Source organism: Enterococcus sp. DIV2371 (assembly GCF_050498525.1).
In the GTDB taxonomy this organism is placed as follows: domain Bacteria; phylum Bacillota; class Bacilli; order Lactobacillales; family Enterococcaceae; genus Enterococcus_B; species Enterococcus_B mangumiae.
Genome location: NZ_JBIPAJ010000001.1, coordinates 358,773 through 377,234 on the forward strand (window position 1 = coordinate 358,773; position 18,462 = coordinate 377,234).

At 38.1% G+C, this 18,462-nt stretch carries 12 protein-coding genes; 10 read left to right on the forward strand and 2 right to left on the reverse strand.

The window, feature by feature from the left end:
• Nucleotides 1-7: 7 nt before the first annotated feature.
• Together IGL24_RS01695 and IGL24_RS01700 are read right to left on the reverse strand one after the other, a co-directional pair.
• Complete coding sequence (locus IGL24_RS01695; protein ID WP_207700067.1) at nucleotides 8-1,729, reverse strand: SpaH/EbpB family LPXTG-anchored major pilin; 1,722 nt, start codon at nucleotides 1,727-1,729, stop codon at nucleotides 8-10.
• 349 nt (nucleotides 1,730-2,078) lie between these two features.
• Nucleotides 2,079-3,005 carry a helix-turn-helix domain-containing protein gene (locus tag IGL24_RS01700; RefSeq protein WP_429966280.1) on the reverse strand — a complete coding sequence of 309 codons (927 nt, stop codon included), beginning with the start codon at nucleotides 3,003-3,005 and terminating at the stop codon, nucleotides 2,079-2,081.
• A gap of 643 nt (nucleotides 3,006-3,648) precedes the next feature.
• On the opposite strand from IGL24_RS01700, the gene IGL24_RS01705 reads away from it, so the two are divergent.
• The 10 genes from IGL24_RS01705 to IGL24_RS01750 all read left to right on the forward strand — a co-directional run bounded on the left by IGL24_RS01705 (nucleotide 3,649) and on the right by IGL24_RS01750 (nucleotide 18,442).
• Nucleotides 3,649-4,560, forward strand: a complete 912-nt coding sequence (locus IGL24_RS01705; RefSeq protein ID WP_207699748.1) for a helix-turn-helix domain-containing protein — start codon at nucleotides 3,649-3,651, stop codon at nucleotides 4,558-4,560.
• Between the two features lie 104 nt (nucleotides 4,561-4,664).
• Complete coding sequence (locus IGL24_RS01710; RefSeq protein ID WP_207699749.1) at nucleotides 4,665-6,245, forward strand: peptidoglycan DD-metalloendopeptidase family protein; 1,581 nt, start codon at nucleotides 4,665-4,667, stop codon at nucleotides 6,243-6,245.
• Between the two features lie 11 nt (nucleotides 6,246-6,256).
• Complete coding sequence (locus tag IGL24_RS01715; protein ID WP_207699750.1) at nucleotides 6,257-7,033, forward strand: DivIVA domain-containing protein; 777 nt, start codon at nucleotides 6,257-6,259, stop codon at nucleotides 7,031-7,033.
• Between the two features lie 13 nt (nucleotides 7,034-7,046).
• The gene (locus tag IGL24_RS01720; RefSeq protein WP_206855560.1) at nucleotides 7,047-7,718 is read left to right on the forward strand and encodes a DivIVA domain-containing protein; all 672 of its coding nucleotides are present in this window, start codon (nucleotides 7,047-7,049) and stop codon (nucleotides 7,716-7,718) included.
• A 12-nt stretch (nucleotides 7,719-7,730) separates the two neighbouring features.
• Nucleotides 7,731-7,886: a hypothetical protein gene (locus tag IGL24_RS01725; protein WP_207699751.1), complete on the forward strand. Its 156-nt coding sequence runs from the start codon at nucleotides 7,731-7,733 to the stop codon at nucleotides 7,884-7,886.
• Between the two features lie 798 nt (nucleotides 7,887-8,684).
• The gene (locus IGL24_RS01730) at nucleotides 8,685-10,412 is read left to right on the forward strand and encodes a SpaH/EbpB family LPXTG-anchored major pilin (RefSeq protein WP_242699734.1); all 1,728 of its coding nucleotides are present in this window, start codon (nucleotides 8,685-8,687) and stop codon (nucleotides 10,410-10,412) included.
• A gap of 25 nt (nucleotides 10,413-10,437) precedes the next feature.
• Nucleotides 10,438-15,288 (forward strand): SpaA isopeptide-forming pilin-related protein, encoded by a 4,851-nt coding sequence (locus IGL24_RS01735; RefSeq protein ID WP_207699752.1) that lies wholly within the window; start codon nucleotides 10,438-10,440, stop codon nucleotides 15,286-15,288.
• A gap of 2 nt (nucleotides 15,289-15,290) precedes the next feature.
• Nucleotides 15,291-16,025, forward strand: coding sequence for a pilin N-terminal domain-containing protein (locus IGL24_RS01740; protein WP_429968376.1), 735 nt, complete (start codon nucleotides 15,291-15,293; stop codon nucleotides 16,023-16,025).
• A 302-nt stretch (nucleotides 16,026-16,327) separates the two neighbouring features.
• Nucleotides 16,328-18,073 (forward strand): class C sortase, encoded by a 1,746-nt coding sequence (locus tag IGL24_RS01745; RefSeq protein ID WP_207699754.1) that lies wholly within the window; start codon nucleotides 16,328-16,330, stop codon nucleotides 18,071-18,073.
• A gap of 51 nt (nucleotides 18,074-18,124) precedes the next feature.
• Nucleotides 18,125-18,442 carry a hypothetical protein gene (locus IGL24_RS01750; protein ID WP_207699755.1) on the forward strand — a complete coding sequence of 106 codons (318 nt, stop codon included), beginning with the start codon at nucleotides 18,125-18,127 and terminating at the stop codon, nucleotides 18,440-18,442.
• Nucleotides 18,443-18,462 lie beyond the last annotated feature (20 nt).

Consider the following 18,462-nt stretch of genomic DNA (forward strand, 5'->3'; position numbering starts at 1 on the left):
TATGACTTTATGCTTGCTTCCATTTTTTGTAGAGAAAGCTTACTGTTGCACCAGCCACAATGGCGATAAGTGCAACTGAGATCAAAGCAGTTCTTCCCGTTCCGCCTGTAAAGGGTAAGCTTGTTTGTGGCCGGTTGAGAACAGTCAGCTCAATGGTGGCATCATCTGCGGTAGTTAAGTCAACGGTGACTTTTTGTGCTTCTTTTAATAACTCGTAGCCTTGTGGAGCGGTTGTTTCGACTACCCAGTAATCCCGTGAGACTTCACCATTTTCCACATAGTTATTGTCATTCGCATCTGTCCAATCTAAGGCTAATCCATCAAACGTAGCGTGGCCATTTTCATCGGAAGTCGTTGTTAAGAAGGTGACTCCTGTTGGTAGATTGGCATCTTCCGCATAACTATTTCCGTTACTGGCAATAAAGATTTTATTGTTTGCATTGCTTTCTGATATGGCAAGTTTGAACTCTGCACCAGCTAAGCCTTCTTCGCTATTTTCTTCAATTTTTTCAATATCAAAACCGCCGGTATAGTACTTTGGATTTGTCGTTTCTGGAGGCGTCGTACTTTTTGGGCGCTGCCCAGGAATCTGGTGATTGACGGTAAAGGTGTTTTCAACAATATTGTTCCAACCTTCAGGAACATGGGTACTCAATAAGGTCCGAATATCCGTATAACCGTTTGCTACCGCCCCTACTTTGCTCAACCCTGCCTCTGTCAAGGTAGTGGTTACTGTATTTGTACTACTTTCAAATGAAACGGTGTAATCCTCAGATGCCAAATCGATCCATTCTCCGCCAGCTTGTCTTACTTGCATTTTGGCGCTGTCAGGAATATAGGTCAGATCACTGTTCAGTTCGTCCACCATCGAAAAATTTGGTTGTACTAAATTGCTACCATTACGATAAACGATGGGTTGTCCTGCGACCATCTCAACCGAATCCACCGCATTCCCGGTTTCATCTAAAATGTCGATAGTACCTGCTTGACTTGCGATTTGCCAGAGACCGGCAGGGAGGTTCGTCGTTAATTCCCATCTAAAAGTCTGGCCAGCTTGTACCGAATCACCTTTTTTATCATTGATAGTCTTGTCTGGGTGAAGCAAATCTTCCAAAATGTTTTTGGGCTCAACTTGAACATCATAAATCAACGAAGATAGATCTGAACGGCTGGTTTGTGGAATATACACAAAGAATGGATAAACAGGCGTTTCAATCTTTTTTCCATCGGTAGCGGCTAAATCAGCACCTGTACGATTATCTGGCAATTCAGTAACTAAATAGATCCCATCATTGGCACGACCGGTGCCTAAATCAAGTATGGCTTTTCCTGTACTATCTGTTGTGATCGTCTGTGCAGTAAAAGTGGAATCGATTTCATAATCCGTTCCTAAGGTTTGTACTTTTGGATCGGTCAAAGAAGCGCCACCGTTTATCTTGTTCACACGCTCTACTTTAAACTGGATTCCAGGGATCAACTCTCGACTTGGATTGGTGACGGTACCGTCACCGCGAGGCTCTAGTTGGCTGAAATCAGTAATTGCGTATTTCCAAATCGTTAATGTACGCTGGGATGTTTCATTTGCTATTGCATTGTCCAAGGTTTCGGCATGGATGATTTGGTTATCCTGTAATAACAAATTGCTACCTGAAGATAAACCAGCGGATAATAACAAAGTGGTAAATAATAGCTTAGATAATTGTTTTACTGAAAAAAATTTTTTCTTCATGTTCTCCCTCCTCAACGATTAAGTATTGAATATTTGTTACCGGTTTTGCGCATCTATAGATAAGTGTATCGATTGAATGTCACTCCTTTTTTGTTTTCCATACATAGTTTAAGAGTAGTTGAATAAAGACAAATGATTCATAAAAGTTTCATAGATGACACTCTTATTATTAGAAAAAGATTAATTTTGCATGAGTAAATAAATATATTATAATGAATATAAAGTGGTGATTTAAAACCCCTCAAGAAAAAAAGAATCGATCTAAGCTTGTTTTCGCTTAGATCGATTCTTAAAAAAGTACGTACTTCAAGAACAGAAATTCATCGATAGAGTGAAAGGGGGGAGTCGTTCATGTGGTGCCTGTTTCAGACAAGTTTTCTTGATGAACGATGACCTGAACCTTTTTCCACATTTCTTGCAGTGCATTCAATTCAAATTCTCCTGTAAAATCTTCTTTAAAAATATAGACGATGATTCTTTGCAGTTGTTCAAATTTTTTTAAGCCGAGATCGTAATCTTTAGTTAAGGAAATTCTGGCTGCATGAACGAATAATCGCCAAATTCTAAAGCGATAATTATGCCTGTTAGGTTTTCTTTTTAAAACAAATCGAGTCGCACGCTCCACATTCAATTTGTTTTTTGAATTCAATGCTGTGTCATAATAACCGAAATAAAGTAGATCTAATACGATCGGATCAAGTTGTTCTTCGTGGTTTTTACGACGCAGTAAAAACTGTTTGAAAAAATATTCATATTCTTCGTACGATAAAGTTTCGGTGATCGAGGAGAAAAGCAGGAGCTCACCATTTGTCCATAAATCAATACTGTCTAAGTAATCTTTGATTTGCCTAATGACTAGAAGGAGCTGTTGGCCATTGCCTGTCCACTTGTTATACATAATTTCAGCACGTAAAAAAATATATCGATACTTCAGTTCATTTGTTTCTTTAAATCTTAATAACGCCTTCTTTTTTATTTTTTTTAAGGCTGTAGCATCCATTGCAGAGATTGCATCGGTCAGTTCATTCTCTAAGAGGCGTGTTTCAGGCATAAGTATAGGGATCACCGCTTCTAATTCACTCAACTCAATGCCAAGAATATGCAATAGTTTAAGAAAATTGATCAAGTTGATTTCTCCTTCGCCACGAACAAATCGGTAATACGTTGGACGTGTGATTCCAGCAGCGAAGATCGTTTTAGTCGATATTTTTTTCTTTTTCCGAATGGTATTTAAAATTTGACCTACATGTGCATAGTTATTCGATGTCTGGCGCATTGATCCCGCTCCTTTCTAGTAGCTATTGTGTGAGGAGTGTCCTTATTTTCTGAGGAAGTTGAATCTGGAACACCTTCGTTTGTTTTGAATAGAGAGTTGAGACTAAAGGTATAAATTGTTTTTTTCAGGAAAATTAAAAGAGTTGTGATACAAGGAGTAATAAACTTTTTGAATCAAGACAAAAAATAGACCCCATCACTTGTAGGCAATTTAATATTTTTATAGGATGTGAGCGACTGATTTCTTGGTCTCAAATTGATAGATGAAGAATGCCAGAGACATCTCTTTAAAGAAAAATCAGTCTATGGCATCTTTTTGAAAGCGCAAACATTTGTTTAATTATACATGAGAAAATGAGAAAAAAATAATAAGTGTCAAATCTGATACTTTTTAAGTTGTGATAAAATCAAATGTTTTTTTGAGCATTCCTTCAACGTTGAGCGACTATTTTTTGCTATTGACTCAGATAATAATTGAATACCGTAAAAAAAAAACTTAACAAAAACTTATATTGATTTGACGTTTGAACCGATTTCTTTTGCTTTTTTTAGAAAAGGAGTTTCAAATATGATACTAATTTCTTTTTTTGGAAAAAATGAGTATAAAGTACTAGAAAATGTAACTGTAAAAAAGGATGAACGCGATGGAAAAAAAATCCTCAGATAGAGACTTAAATTTAGGTAGTGTGCTGAACGAGATACGTAAAGAAAAGAAAATTTCAACAAAGGTGATTTTTAATGCAGGAATCACTCGTCCAACTTATTATCGTTTTGTACGTGGTGATAATGATTTGACTGTAACAAATTTTTTTAAAATCATTTCTATTTTGGGTTTAGAATTATCCGAGTTTCAAGGACTTTCTCCGATTTTTACAGAAGGATACAAAGCATTAGAAAAAAATTTGGCACAAGCAACTTCAAGGTTGGACTATAAAGAGATTGAAAGAATAAAAAATGAAGCACTCGACCTATTTAGAAAAACAGATGTACTGGGGTATCAATATGTGTATTGGCAAGGAATGGTCACCTTGACACATTTAAGGAATGAAAAGTCCTTGCTTTTGGACATCGCTAAACAAATCAGAGACTATCTCAATTCGATCGATCTATGGACAAACGTAGAATTAAAATTATTTGCTGCAATTGCAGAAACGTTAGATTTTGAAGAATACGATTATTTTTTCAAAAATTTTCTCAAACGTAGAGAAAATAAGTTAGAGGAAATCGATTTTGTTGTGCTGGATTTATTATATTTAGGATACTTTGAGACCGCATTAGATAGCAAAAATATCAAACATCTTGAAGAAGCGCTTGCGTTTATAGCAGCGCGTAAAACGAATCGATACAACTATCGATTTAGAGTATGGAAAATTTTTATTCGGGTAACACGCACTTATTTAAATAAAGATTATCTACAAGCGATTGAAGAATACAACGAATTACGGAGAATCGTTGAGTTGATTTTTTTTGAAGAACATATTGTTGAATTTGAACTGAAAACTTTAGAAAACTTATGGGTCAAGGTCAATGCTATACCTACAAAATTGTTGGACTGAAAAGCAATATAATTTGTAACTAAAAGGACGATATTCATGTGAATATTTTAGTTATGTCAGAAGTCAAAAAAGTAAGTGGAGCTAACAGAACTAGGGGTGAAGAGATGAAAACGGAAAAAATCCTGTTTAAAAATGAACGAATGATCGTGTTGGGAAGTAAGGAGCGAAAGAAGCTATTAAAAACAAAAAAAATGGTTGGAACAGTTATTGTTGCGAGTACATTTATAAATTATTTTGGCAATGCGATTGTTTTGGCAGATGAGTTAGGCAGTGAAATCAGTAGTCAGACGGAACAAGGATCGAATCAAGTGAATACCGAAGTGCCTGGAGAAACATCTGTAGAAACACCAGAAGTAGCGACAGATAACCCCGTACCAGTAACACCGGAAACACCTAAAGAAACGCCGGCACCAGTAACACCGGAAGCACCTAAAGAAACGCCGACACCAGTAATACCAGAAGCACCTAAAGAAACGCCAGGACCGGAAACACCAGAAGCACCAGAAGCACCTAAAGAAACGCCGGCACCAGTAATACCAGAAGCACCTAAAGAAACGCCGACACCAGTGACGCCAGAAGCACCTAAAGAAGTGCCGGTACCAGTAACGCCGGAAGCACCTAAAGAAACGCCGGCACCAGTGACGCCGGAAGCACCTAAAGAAATGCCGGTACCAGTAACACCAGAAGCACCTGGAGAAACCATTCCACCGGTGTCATCGTCAGCAACCACTGGTACACCAGAGCTGAACGATCGATTATCGAGTGAGACTACGTCAAATCCCATTGATTTTGAGAAAAGTGAGACCACTGAATCATTTATTGAAAAAATTGGGGAAGATGCTCGCGAGATTGCCAAAGAAAATGATTTGTACGCCTCGGTAATGATCGCCCAAGCGATTTTAGAATCTGGTAGTGGGACAAGCCAATTAAGTCGTACCCCCTATTATAATTTATTTGGGATCAAGTCAGATTCACCCAATCATTCTGTCGTATTTGAGACACAAGAAGATAATGGTCATGGGGAACTTTCAACAATCCAAGCAAGCTTTAAAGTCTATGATTCTTATAAAGAGAGCTTAGTCGATTACGTGAAACTCCTAAAAGAAGGATTGACATATGATCCTGAATTTTATTCGGGCGCATGGCGTAGCAATACGGAAACGTATCAAGATGCGACACTTTTTTTAACTGGGAGATATGCAACCGATATTTCATATAACGAAAAATTAAATGCGTTGATCGAAATGTATGAATTAGAAAAATATGATTCTGAAGCGACGGATGCCATTGATAATGCTGGCGATTACATGAAACCGCTAGAAGAGTACGTAGTAACCAGTAATTTCGGTATGCGAGGAAATGAATTTCATCGTGGGATCGATTTAGCTGCGCCGGCTGGCTCGCCCATTGTTGCAAGTCAGTCTGGAAAAATCGTTACGGCAGAATACCATCCATCATGGGGGAACTATGTAGTGATTGCTCATGAGGATGGAAACTTCACCTTATACGCACACCAAAGCTTATTTATTGTAAAAGCTGGACAAGAAGTGGCAAGAGGTAGTGTCATTGGCTATGTTGGTTCGACAGGGAATTCCACTGGCCCACATTTGCATTTTGAGTTTTCAACTAGTGTGAATATGACTCAATCTGATTTGGTGGATCCACTAAAAATATTTAATCAGTAAAGAGGTGTTTTATGAAATTTAAAGCAGAACAAGTCAGAAGGATCACTTTTCCAACCGCATCTTTATCTGGGTACAAAAAACAAGATGTCGATGATTTTTTAAAACATGTAGCAGATGATTATACAATAATGGAATCTGAAGAAAACTTGTTGGATAGTAAAATACAACTTGTTGAGATCCAAAAAAAAGAGCTGGCTCAAGAATTTGAAGAAAAAGAGAAACGCTATTTAGAAGAACTTGCTGGGAAAGATAAAGAAATCTCACAAATGTCAGCTAAGTTAAAAGAGATTGGTGAAGATGAAAACGAAATCAATTCGAAAAAAAGAAGCTTTGAAGATACGTTGATCATTGCACAAGATGTCGCTTTTAAAATTGAACAAAAAGCGAAAGTCGAAGCCAAACAGATCGTCACAGACGCATTAATCGAAAAAGATAGAATCGTTAAAGATGCGAATATTGAAGTTGTTAGAGTGAAAGAAGAGGCCTTTAATCTTTTAGCTGAAGCAAATGCAAACTTAAATGATGCGGATCGTCAGTATAAAAAACAAATGAAAGAGCTTGAATTGGAGAAATCTAAAGCAGTTGAAGATACCGCGAAAGAAATCGAGTATTTAGAACAAAAGAAGCAAATGATGTTGAAAGAAATCGAGGGGCTTGAAACAGATGCTAAAAATGTTCGTTTCCAAATCATTTCGGAATATCAACGTGCAATAAATAATTTATCAGATGAAAAGTGGCAACGTTGGATGAGCTCAGTAAAAAATTCGATCGATAATGTAGGTGAATGATTTGGAGAATGAAATGAATGGATCAAATGTAAAAAATATCACGTTTAAAACAAGTCTTTTTGGTGGTTATGCAAAATCAGAAGTCAATGTTTTTTTGGAGAGTTTTCAACAAGAGGTTGCCCGGTGGAATAAACAGGTTGAGGACTTAAAATCAGAAAATGAACAACAATCGAAAGAAATCGAAAATCTGAAGCAAGCCAATGAAATAGCTTCAGGGATTTTAACGGAAAAACTAAATATCATTGAGACTTTAAAAGAACAACTTTCTGAGCAAAAAGAGCTTGAAAAGACGCAAGAAATTATTAGACAAACGCTTGAGGAAGCTGATTTGTTCGCTCAAAAGCTGATTAAAGAAGCAGAAGAAAAACGCGACTTACTGTTGAAGAAAGCAGAAAATGAGCTTCTGCAAATGTATGCGCAAGAAGTTGAAGCGCAGGCGCAAGCAGAAAAAGAACTTGAGGAACAAAAGCGTCAACTGGCGAAAGAAGAGGACCGATTAAAAGGGATCAAAGATAGTTTGATCGACGCATTACTAGAGTTTGGAGAATTCCAAAAAAATGCCGTGCGTGAGTTCAATGACAATATCACGAAGTTAGATGGAAAACCAACAGTTGAAAAAAAAGCGATAATCAGAGAATTAAAACGAGTTGAAGGAAAAAAACGAACGATCAAGAAAAAAGCATAGGAGGGAGGAACGATGAGAAGCCCCAATAGTGCTTTTTGGAAAGAAAGAGTCGCAGAGTTAGAGGAATTGACGAATGAAAAAGTGGTATCCTTACAAATTTTAAAGGAATTAAGTTTTTTGAAAAAAATGGCTGAGTTTGAACTTAACGTAAGGAAATCCGAAAAATAGAGTGACATTTTATTCAAAAAGTCGTTTAATCGAACAGAATGTATGTTAGAAACCTTTTACATCGATAATTGACAGAAGCTGTTGTCAGTCAAAGAGGGAACCACCAGTTTATATTGGTGGTTTTTAATTTTGTCTGAAATCAAGACAAGGAATCAAGTTGATAAAACATAGTATTTCGTTATTTTATTAAGTGGGGATCACATCTATAGAAGTACAGATTTCAACTAAGTTTAAACAGCTGATAAAAGATTTATTTTTAAGCGTTGAAGTGAGTGCTTAGGAAACTGTCGTTTATCCTATCAGTTGGAAGCTCAGGAAATTTGTTGGGGATATTTGACTAGTGACTCCGCCAATAGAAAATAATGAAACAATATTTCTTTAAATATAACAAATGTATAAATAACTGATTCATTCGTGGTTTTTATATTGGGAGAAAATGAAAAAATAACCTTTAAAATAATAAAAAATAAATGAAAATTCAATGAAAATAAAACATAATTCTCAATTATATGCTTTTATTATGTTTTTTAACTACAGAAATCTAATCGAAACAAATGTTATTTAAACTGTTTTTACCATATTTTATCATTGTTTTTGCGGTATTAGTAATATTTGAACTTTTTTATAATAGTTATTTATATGTAAAAAGTATCATTTGCGAAACTTTCAAGAACGTTACGTATTTTATATATTATTCTTACCTCAGTTAGGAAATATAGCATCATCAAAAAATCTTAAAATGACAAGCGACTAAACCTAACACGATTAAATTTTTTTTGTATAAGTAGGAGGAAGAAGATGGATATGAAGAAAAATTCAAAAAGAAAAGTGTTATCAGGTTTATTGTTTGCAACGACATTATTATCAATCGGGGTCACTGCTGGGGGAGCAGTTCACTTTTTAGATGGAGAAATAGTAGCAGCAGAAACAGTAAATAATCCAGTAGCAGATACAACTTCAAAACGCTCATTAACGATTTGGAAGTACGCAGTAACAGATAACAGTGAATTAGGTACTCCAGGAGATGGGACAGCTACAAATCCAGAGAAAGATGTTATTCCAGGGATCAAATTCAAAGTGGAACGTGTCAAGAATGTTTCGGGGAAAGCTTCCTTGACCGATCCAAAAAAACAAGTATTAGGCACTGATTATACAATCGATAGTACCTTTGCTGCCCAAACGATCACAACAGATTCCAATGGTCAGGCAGTACTTGATTTAGGTACAGGAAAAGCAAATGATGGCATATACCTAGTCACAGAACTAGCTGATGACCGCACAGGTTCAGATCTAGCTGCAACTAACGGTAAAAAAGTAGAAACACCAGCAGCACCATTTTTCGTGTATGTACCTCAAACAAGCAGAACAGATTTGTCTTCATTGATTTATGATGTACAAGTTGAACCAAAAAATATTTTAGAGGATCTAATCGAGCCGGTTAAGATGATCAATGATGAAAAAGGTGATTCTGTACGAGCTGGAGAAGATTTTGAATGGGAAATGACGACAAATGTTCCTGCGGGATTATGGCAAGTAGCTAGCCAAGATGGCACGCTCGATATTTTAGATGCAAATGGGAATGTAGTTGATACCGTTGACATGGTGAAAGGCCAACCAATTATTTACCGCGATGCTTCAGGTGTATTAGAACCAAACTTTTCAATGGTCGATACCTTAGACAAGCAATTAACTTATCTGAAAGATAGTGCAAAAATGCAAGTACGCAAAGATGATGCAAGCGAATGGGTTGATTTAGCTGCAGCTGATTATACTGTTGCGTTTGACGAAGCAAGCAATACGCTAACAACGACTTTGACTGAAACGGGATTACAAAAAGTTGGAACTGCAGCTAATGGCTATACACAAATCCGCACGATCTTAGAAACGCATGTAGCGGAAAATTGGAACGGTATTTTAGAAAATACCTTCACGGAACATCACCAAATTCCTGGCCAAAAACCAAAAACAACTACACCACCGCCAACAACAAATCCAAAATACTATACAGGTGGATTTGACTTGAACAAAACAGCCGAAGATACAAAAGCGGCTTTGGCAGGTGCAGAATTTAAAATTGCATTAACTGAAAGTGATGCAAACAATAAGATCTTTTTAGCAGACGATGGCAAATCCTATGCAGAAGATGCAACATTACCAGCAGGCGTCAGCTATTTGACTTCAACTTCAGATAAAGACGGCAAGGCACAATTCAACGGATTAGCGTTAGATTGGGTAGATGCGAACAACAACAACTACGTGGAAGAAAATGAAGTAAGTCGTGACTACTGGGTAGTGGAAACGAAAGCGCCAGAAGGTTACGAATTACTAAAAGAAGCCCAAAAAGTAACAGTTACGTTGACAACAGAAAATGATGGAAATGTTGAATTAGATGTCGTTGACAAGCCTAAAACAAAGTTGCCATTTACTGGGGGACAAGGAACAACGATGTTAGTTGCGATTGCGCTAGGTGCAATTGTGATTGGTGCTGCAGTAGTTGTCATTGATAAAAAACGTCAAAAAGTTTAGTAAGCGCCATGGAAAGGAGTAATCAATGAATACTAGATTTTTTAGTTTTAAATTTAAGACTCCTCTGTTGGTAATCATTTTAGCGATTATACTTAGTATAGTCGCTAAAATTGCTATAGGGGGTCCACTTCTAGCAAAAGAAAATGCAAATTTAGTTGAAGTTATCAATAATGATCAGACCGTATTGACAAAAGACAGTCGACTGACAGAAGAGATGGCAACAGTCACCATCAAAAGTAATGAGAATCGTTTGCTTGTTTTACCAGCGAATGGGGATTATACAGTGGCGCTGTTTGAAGACGATCAAGAAAAGCCGCTTCAGACAACATCAGCTGATACGTTTAATCAAAACGATGAACTTCTTCGTTTGGGCATTGGGCAAACAGTGTCATCGACCACTGAACAAGCAAGTGAAGGACAAGTAGAAGTAACTACAAGTGATGCCGTCTCAGTCGTGCCACAGGAAGATCCCACTCATTCCGAGATCTACTTGCGTTTAGTCAAAGATGAGCCAATCACACTTGTTTTCCGAGACTTGAAAAAAGATCTCAGCCTTATAGCGACAGATGTCTATTCGCAAGAGTATCAGACAATGTTCCAATGGCTGAAACCAGTGGAGAACATTGAAGCGACGGTTGAAACTGAACAAAGCAGTCAAGTTGCTAATAGTAGCGAAGCAAGTAGCCAAGCAAATAGCAAAGAAGAAACGATCCCTTCTTCAACAACAGAGAATACGGAGAGCGTGACTAACAAAGAGGCGACAGAACCGGTATTAGAAGACATCGATTACAACAATGTCATCGTAGCAGATACGAAACCAACGAAAATGTCTTTGAATCAATTGTTAGAAAAAGCTTATCCTGCTGAAGATTCTTTAGTAACGCCTAAATTAATATCAGCAACCGCAGCTGATGCAGCAACATCAGGTGAAGGAATTATCATCTCGAATGCGAAGCTGGCTGTAAATACGGGGACAGCTACGTTTGATACAAATAATAATCCTGGTTACGACAGCTCTGCAACGAATAATATTGTTCGCTCGAATGACCAGATCTTGTATAAAATCGGCTTTTCTGTTCAAACATTAGCAAACAAAAATTATACGGATATTCGGTATCGTGTCGTTAGTGAGTTGCCGAACGCAGTGACTTTAGTGAATGGGAAAACCTTCATGAATGCTGAGATCGCTAATGGTAATTTACTTGATACCGCTGCGAATGATGGAACGAAATATTCGGAAGGTGTTATGGAGTCGACGATCAGTGATTCAGGACAAATTTTTGTACCTGTAGTGGTGAACACATTCGGCGCTGCGAATGGGACAAAGTTCAAACCAACTTTCAAGTTACAGATCGTGGATGCGTTAAACCAAGATACTGGAGAAGTCGAAACGTTTAATAAAAGTTACACGGTTGAGCAATTTAGTGTGCTAGATGTACTAGAAACAATCGTTTCATCTAAAGCATCAGTATCAGCTAGTTTGGTTCGTGGCGAACAAAGTGATTTTCAACTTTACAAACCTGGAGCAACGAACACTGATTTAGTTTATGATCTAGGGTTGACGATCCAGCTGACGAATTTAAAAGATCGAAGCAATGGTGATTTGAGAGGTTCGACGTATCCACAAGGCGAAATTTCGTTCAACATGAACCAAAAAGTCACGAGTACAAAAAATGGGACAATCACGACAGTCGATAAGAGTCTGTACGATTCAGCACAAACCCGCTTTTATTCAGTGACAAATGCAAATCGTTCGGCAGCGAGTTGGCAAACTACAAATCCTGGAGCAGCCTATGCAAGCACATTTACGCCTACAAGATTGAAAAATGCACTGGCTGTACCGCATGGAAAAACACAACAAGTGTACTATGCGCAACCGTCAGGTGATCGCACGAAGATCGGTGTATTCAATTCTGGCGATCTATCAGTCAGCTTAGGATCTTATCAAGAAACTTGGAAAGTCAAGAATTACGCTGGTATCAAAAACCCGTATACCTATACGACTGTGGGGAATGAGTATACCAATCAAGCGTTTGTCAGTGCTGAATTTATCTTCAATTGGTATGATGCCAAGCTGAAACAATTGATGGTTGATAATCAATGGGAACATTATACGTTGAATCTAAGTATTCCTTCGATAACCTATGATGGGAATACAGTAGCAAACGATGCAAACTTGAATTTCAGCAGCTATTATATCCCTCCTGGGGCGATGACAGCTGGGCCAAATATCGTTGATTTAGATTTGCCTGACCCTGTGACTAATATCCGTCCGCCGGGCTACAATCAAGATATTGGTTTTACTGACTGGGCCAATAATATGGGGAAACCTTTGTTGATGCGCGGGCAGAAGACATATATTGGTGGTTGGCACATTCAACAATATCTACCTGAAAATACGAAATCAGACCAAATATTTCAGTGGAATACTAATGGGTACAAGTATGATAATTCCCGGCAGCCTTATACGCAACGAACGGAGCCTGATAACTCTGCACGTTCGTATTTGACTTATGGTGTCAGGAAAAACGGCAATGCTATGCCTAGTTTGACGTTGACCAATACGACTAAACTTGCTGAGGCATACACCTGGTATCCTACGGTAGAAAAAGCACAAGCAGCTGGCGTGATCGGTGCAGTAAGATTCCAGTATCCGCTTGGTGACGTAACTTCCCTTAGTACTTGGAATGGTGTACCAGTTACAGTGATTGGAACCCCTGGATCAAAAGATAGTAATGGGAATCCTTATGTTGTTTTAAATGCAGCAGCGTTAAAGAAAGCCGATGATACAATCATTCGAAATCTACCTAATGGTGATAGTACGACTTTTATTCCTGCTTTTTGGAAAGCAGATGGCAGTGATGTGGAGGTTCCCTATAATACTAAGGGTGACACATTAGCCTTTAATATTGGAACCAATGCCTTTATCCAAGATTTTGGTATTACGACAAGTACGGAAGTTGCAAAGTCCTTGTACCAGACAACAGAGACCATTGATGTCAAAGTGCGAGGTTCATTGAAAGGCTCAACCGCGAATAATTATGATACTGCATTGAACACCACCCTGCCTAAAGGAATCAACTATATTGCGGGTTCGGCAAATGATGCAAGTGGTAAACCAATGGCTGATCCTGTAATCACTCAAAAATCAGATGGCACAACTGTCTTACGTTGGGTATTTCCAAAATCTTCGCTGGCAGTAGGAACAGAAGTCAATTTTAAAGCAGATAGTGATATTTCCAAACTGACGTTCAATGAGATGGGAATGGGGCAAGCGTTGAAGGTCGTCACAGTCGGTGAAATGTGGATATCTGATGACCCTAGTCTCAAAGATACGCGGTCAGAATTTTCACGATCTTCTCAAGATCAATTCAGCGAACAACTGCTTCAAGTCTTGACAGTTGATAAACGAGTGGATAAAACCGCTATCGAGACAGGAAATGCTGAGATGTCTCCATTAACGGAGAAGGATGCACAGACTGACTTCACTTATTCTATTACTTCAACGAATAATACAGTTGAAGAGGCACAGAAATATCGCTTGATGGATGTCTTGCCTTATGATGGCGATTCTCGTGGAACAGTCTTCCACGGTTCGTTGGAAGTAACAGACGTTTCGGTAGATAAAGCAGGCTATGAGATCTACTATACGACTAAAAAAGTCGATGAAAAAACGAATCCGAATAGCATTGATCTAAGTACTTGGACTAAATATACGCCAGGTACGACAGCTGTTGCCAATATCAAAAATGCCACAGGCTTTATGGTAACGAAGGATCGTATGGCACAGGGCGAGAGCGTTGAATTATCTATTCATGTCCGACCGGTGGATCAGTTGCCAGGGGATATTTATAAAAATGCGGCGACAATGAATGCCAAAATCGATCTGCCAGTTGAATCTCAAACAACGATGACTAAAGTATATGGACGTAATGTGACTGGTTTTGCCTGGGAAGACCTTGATCGCAATGGCTTATATAACTCAGAAGAACCGAAGAAAGCCGGTATTCCTGTGAAATTATATCGTACGAGTCTTGCAAAGCCCGACAAAATCACAGATCAACTGGTTGAGCATAACTTAAAAGGAACGAGCTTTGTTGACGAGAAAGGAAATTCAACTGTTTTAACGGATGCTGATGGCAAGTATGAATTTATGTATTTACCAGAAGGAAAATATGTCGCAGAGTTCCAAATTGGCGACCAAGTAGAAAAACATGAATTTTCTGTTACGACACCGATGGTCGGAAACGACCCATCCATCAATTCGAAAGCTAGTCAAACGACCTATCGAACGGGCGAATATGTCGCGGAACAATTGAGTAACTTACCAGGCATGATCACTTCAAAGGATAGTATCTATCATTTAGACTACTTGAACTTAGGGATCGTTGAAGCGAATTGTGATATTTATCTTTTCAAATATGAATCAGGTACAGCAGTAGATCAAGATAAAGATGGACAACCAGATGTTGATGGGGAGCATCAACTAGCCTCTGGCGTTTTACTAGACGGCGCAGAATTTGAGCTACATGAAAAAGCAACGGATAAATTGGTCCAAACGAATACAACAGATTCAAAAGGCCGAATCCACTTTTCAAAAATTCCTTATGGTGACTATTATTTGATCGAGACAAAAGCACCTGAAGGGTATGAGCTGTTAAAAGAAAAAATCGATGTAACTGTTGGGATCAAAGATCAAATCAAGTATGTTTTTGCAGAAGATGATGTTGTGACAAAATTACCGTTTACTGGTAGCACGGATATCATCCAAGGGTTATTGATCATTTCTGCAAGTTTGACATTAGTTGGTTTAGTAGGCTTAGGTGTGAAATATCAGTGGGATGAAATGAATCGCAAGAAAGCAAGGAGGAAATGATCATGAAACGATTAAGCAACTTACGTATATCTATTCGTTCACTTTTGCTTTTAAGTGTGATTTTCAGCAACTTGCTAAGCTATGGGTTCACCTCCCCTGTATTTGCAGATGAAGGGACTTATCAGCTGACCGTTGTTAAATATAAACTCTCTGCTAAAGAACTAGATAATGGATTATTGCCATCTGAGCCAAGTGATTCATTGACGACAGAGGTGAAAGGTGAAGATGGACGTACCTTAGACCCGTTTGCTGGGATAAGTTACCGTATCGTAAAAGTGACACCAAGTAATAATCAGGATGATCCTTTTACTGAAGTCGAAGGATTCCAACCAGTCGAAATCACTACTGATGCAAGCGGTCAAGCAACGGTTACATTGCCAAAGGGATTATATGAAGTCACCGAATTAAGTAATAAAGGATTGACGGTACCTGCGAAGCCGGTCGTAGTAGAATTGCCAATGGTGACAAAGGAAGGAAATCAAATCGATCACTTGTTTATTTATCCGAAATCCAGTGTGGTTGTGCCACCTACCAGTACAACGCCACCGGGAGCGAATCCGCCGGGTTCAAACCCGCCAACAAGTGAAACGACTAAAACGAGAATCCCGCAAACTAGTGGCAATATCGGAGAGCTATGGCCTGTCTATTTAACACTAGGATTTACTTTAATGATAGGGTTGATTGGAATAATGAACTTCCAACCACACAAAAAAGTAAATAAGGAAAGAAGAGGCTGAGCAATCTGCTGATAGTTATTTGTTAGGTGGATCGCTTTACGCAACGATTTCTAGTGATAGATAGAGGTTCCAGCACTTCTATAAGAATGATTTGAAAACTGTTGATGTAAACATATAAAGAAAATTGTATACACGAGGTACTAAGTAAAGAAAACGAAGAATGATCGATTCATGGTGTTTCTCTACCTAGTACCAGTGTATTCATATCGTTTAGTTTTTGTGTTTTTGAAAATGCATTAGAGAAAATGAGCGGCTAATTTATTTTCCAAAATATAAAAACAGGTGAAAAAGGAGGGGAAATAATGAATGAAAAGAAAAAAATCTCAGTGGCTTTTATTTTGGCGATTGTTTTGATTGTCGGTGGGACACTTACATTACTCTATCCAATCGTGGGCAATTATCTTGCAAATCGTGAACGTAGCTCAGCAACGATTGGTTATGATCACGCACTAGAGAAGTTGACCGAAAAAGATATCGAAAATGAGTTCGAACGAGCGAAAGTATATAATGAACGACTATTTCAACAACAACAAGGAAAGGCAGTCAATTTAAATGAACTAGACTATAAGACACTCGTGAATTCGGCTGGTGTCATGGGAACATTGGATATTCCTTCCTTGGATATCGAAAAAATGCCTTTTTATCATGGGACAGATTATCTTACATTGGATCGAGGTTTGGGACATTTTGAGAAAAGCTCGATTTCAATTGGTGGTGAAAACACTCGATCAGTGATTACAGGTCATAGTGGCGTACAAAACCAAGTGCTCTTTACGGATATCATCAATCTAAGAGTCGGAGATTTATTTTTTATCAATGTTTTAGGCAAGCGATTGGCTTATCAAATCGAATCTTTCGAAGAAGTTTTACCGACAGAAGTGGACAAAGTCAAAATCCAACCGGGCAAAGATATGGTTACTTTATTGACTTGTACCCCACCAGGAGTCAACACCTATCGTTTATTAGTGAATGGCGTAAGAGTTCCTTATGAAGAAGCATTGAACAAACCAGTCGTTAAACGAAACTTTTGGAGTTATCAAAACGTTGTATTAGGGTCATTGTCATTATGTTTCCTGATATTCGCATGCCTCGTTTTACGTTATCGTTACTTAGTGAAACGATTTCGTTCAGATAATCCAGAAAAAGTTGAAACAGCCCGTAAAAAATTACGGCGCTTATACCTACTTACAAAAGGCTTTTTCGTTACGCTAGTCCTGGCAATGACTGTTTTATTAGGCGTAGCAATTTATGGGTATACACAAATTCAAAGACAACAAGAAATCGGAACGATCAATATCGGAGAAAATAGTGAATTAGCTGACTATAATCTGAAAAAAATATCCGAAGCTTCCTATACTGAAGAAGATATTGCTAGTGTGAACCTTGGGAATTATTCCAATGCTAAAATCAACTTCCAACAGACCGTCAATGATTGGGGGATTGGTAAATTGATGATACCAAATGTTCAGATCGACTTACCTATTTTAGCAGGAATGAACAATGAGAATCTTATGAATGGTGTGGCAACGTACACAAAAAAGCAACAGTTGGGAATGGATAACTATGTACTGTTAGCACATAATATATTTGATCAAGATGTTTTGCTCAATCGTATTTCACAGTTGAATATGAAGGACAAAATCTATGCGACCGACTTCAAGGATCTTTACATCTACGAGGTCAGTTATAATGAAGTGGTAGAAGATACACAAGTAGAGTTGCTTGAATTGAAAAAAGCAGGAAGCAAAGCAATGATTACATTAGTGCGATGTGAAGGAGATATTGGTACGCGTTATCGCCGAGTCGTTCAAGGGAAATTGGTCAGTGTCAGAGGCATCAATGAGATGGATGAGACAGAGTTAGACGAAATCGGATTTGAGAAAAATAGTGAAACCATCGATGGGACAATCGTAAAAAATTCACCGATCGAGCCATTCAATGCAACAAGTATGATCGTGGCTTCCAGAGTCGTTTCAGACCCATTGCAAACGTTGATTCCCATCGTTTTTTTCTTACTTGTACCTGTGATCCTATTTAATATTGTTTAGTGGAGAGGGCGAGCTGTTAGACCTGAACCTATAGTATAAGGAGAGAAATAAATGATGATTAATGGAGTGATCCTGGTGATCATACTGGGGAATTTGTCTTATTTGACGTTTATCTTGATCAAGCAGATCCGATTATTGAATTTGAAACGTCGTGTGGCTGATCAGCCTCTTACACTGAAAAAGATAGGCATCTATCAAGACCAACTAATAAGAAAGCACATGTTTTCTTTAATAGTCGTTAATCTATTGATGAGTATTGCATTGGTTTTATGTGTGTATATGAATTTTGAAATACAAAATACCAGAATCAATGATCATAAAATGACCGTTGATTTATTAGAACGTATAAAAGAGTTGACGGATACATGAGAATAGTACTTCGATCGTTG

What these genes read in the sequence shown, in the direction of transcription:
- IGL24_RS01730 (WP_242699734.1), top strand. Translation starts at nt 8,685, where the DNA reads ATGGATATGAAGAAAAATTCAAAAAGAAAAGTGTTATCAGGTTTATTG.
- IGL24_RS01715 (WP_207699750.1), top strand. Translation starts at nt 6,257, where the DNA reads ATGAAATTTAAAGCAGAACAAGTCAGAAGGATCACTTTTCCAACCGCA.
- IGL24_RS01735 (WP_207699752.1), top strand. Translation starts at nt 10,438, where the DNA reads ATGAATACTAGATTTTTTAGTTTTAAATTTAAGACTCCTCTGTTGGTA.
- IGL24_RS01705 (WP_207699748.1), top strand. Translation starts at nt 3,649, where the DNA reads ATGGAAAAAAAATCCTCAGATAGAGACTTAAATTTAGGTAGTGTGCTG.
- IGL24_RS01740 (WP_429968376.1), top strand. Translation starts at nt 15,291, where the DNA reads ATGAAACGATTAAGCAACTTACGTATATCTATTCGTTCACTTTTGCTT.
- IGL24_RS01700 (WP_429966280.1), bottom strand. Translation starts at nt 3,005, where the DNA reads ATGCGCCAGACATCGAATAACTATGCACATGTAGGTCAAATTTTAAAT.
- IGL24_RS01695 (WP_207700067.1), bottom strand. Translation starts at nt 1,729, where the DNA reads ATGAAGAAAAAATTTTTTTCAGTAAAACAATTATCTAAGCTATTATTT.
- IGL24_RS01725 (WP_207699751.1), top strand. Translation starts at nt 7,731, where the DNA reads ATGAGAAGCCCCAATAGTGCTTTTTGGAAAGAAAGAGTCGCAGAGTTA.
- IGL24_RS01750 (WP_207699755.1), top strand. Translation starts at nt 18,125, where the DNA reads ATGATGATTAATGGAGTGATCCTGGTGATCATACTGGGGAATTTGTCT.
- IGL24_RS01720 (WP_206855560.1), top strand. Translation starts at nt 7,047, where the DNA reads ATGAATGGATCAAATGTAAAAAATATCACGTTTAAAACAAGTCTTTTT.
- IGL24_RS01710 (WP_207699749.1), top strand. Translation starts at nt 4,665, where the DNA reads ATGAAAACGGAAAAAATCCTGTTTAAAAATGAACGAATGATCGTGTTG.
- IGL24_RS01745 (WP_207699754.1), top strand. Translation starts at nt 16,328, where the DNA reads ATGAATGAAAAGAAAAAAATCTCAGTGGCTTTTATTTTGGCGATTGTT.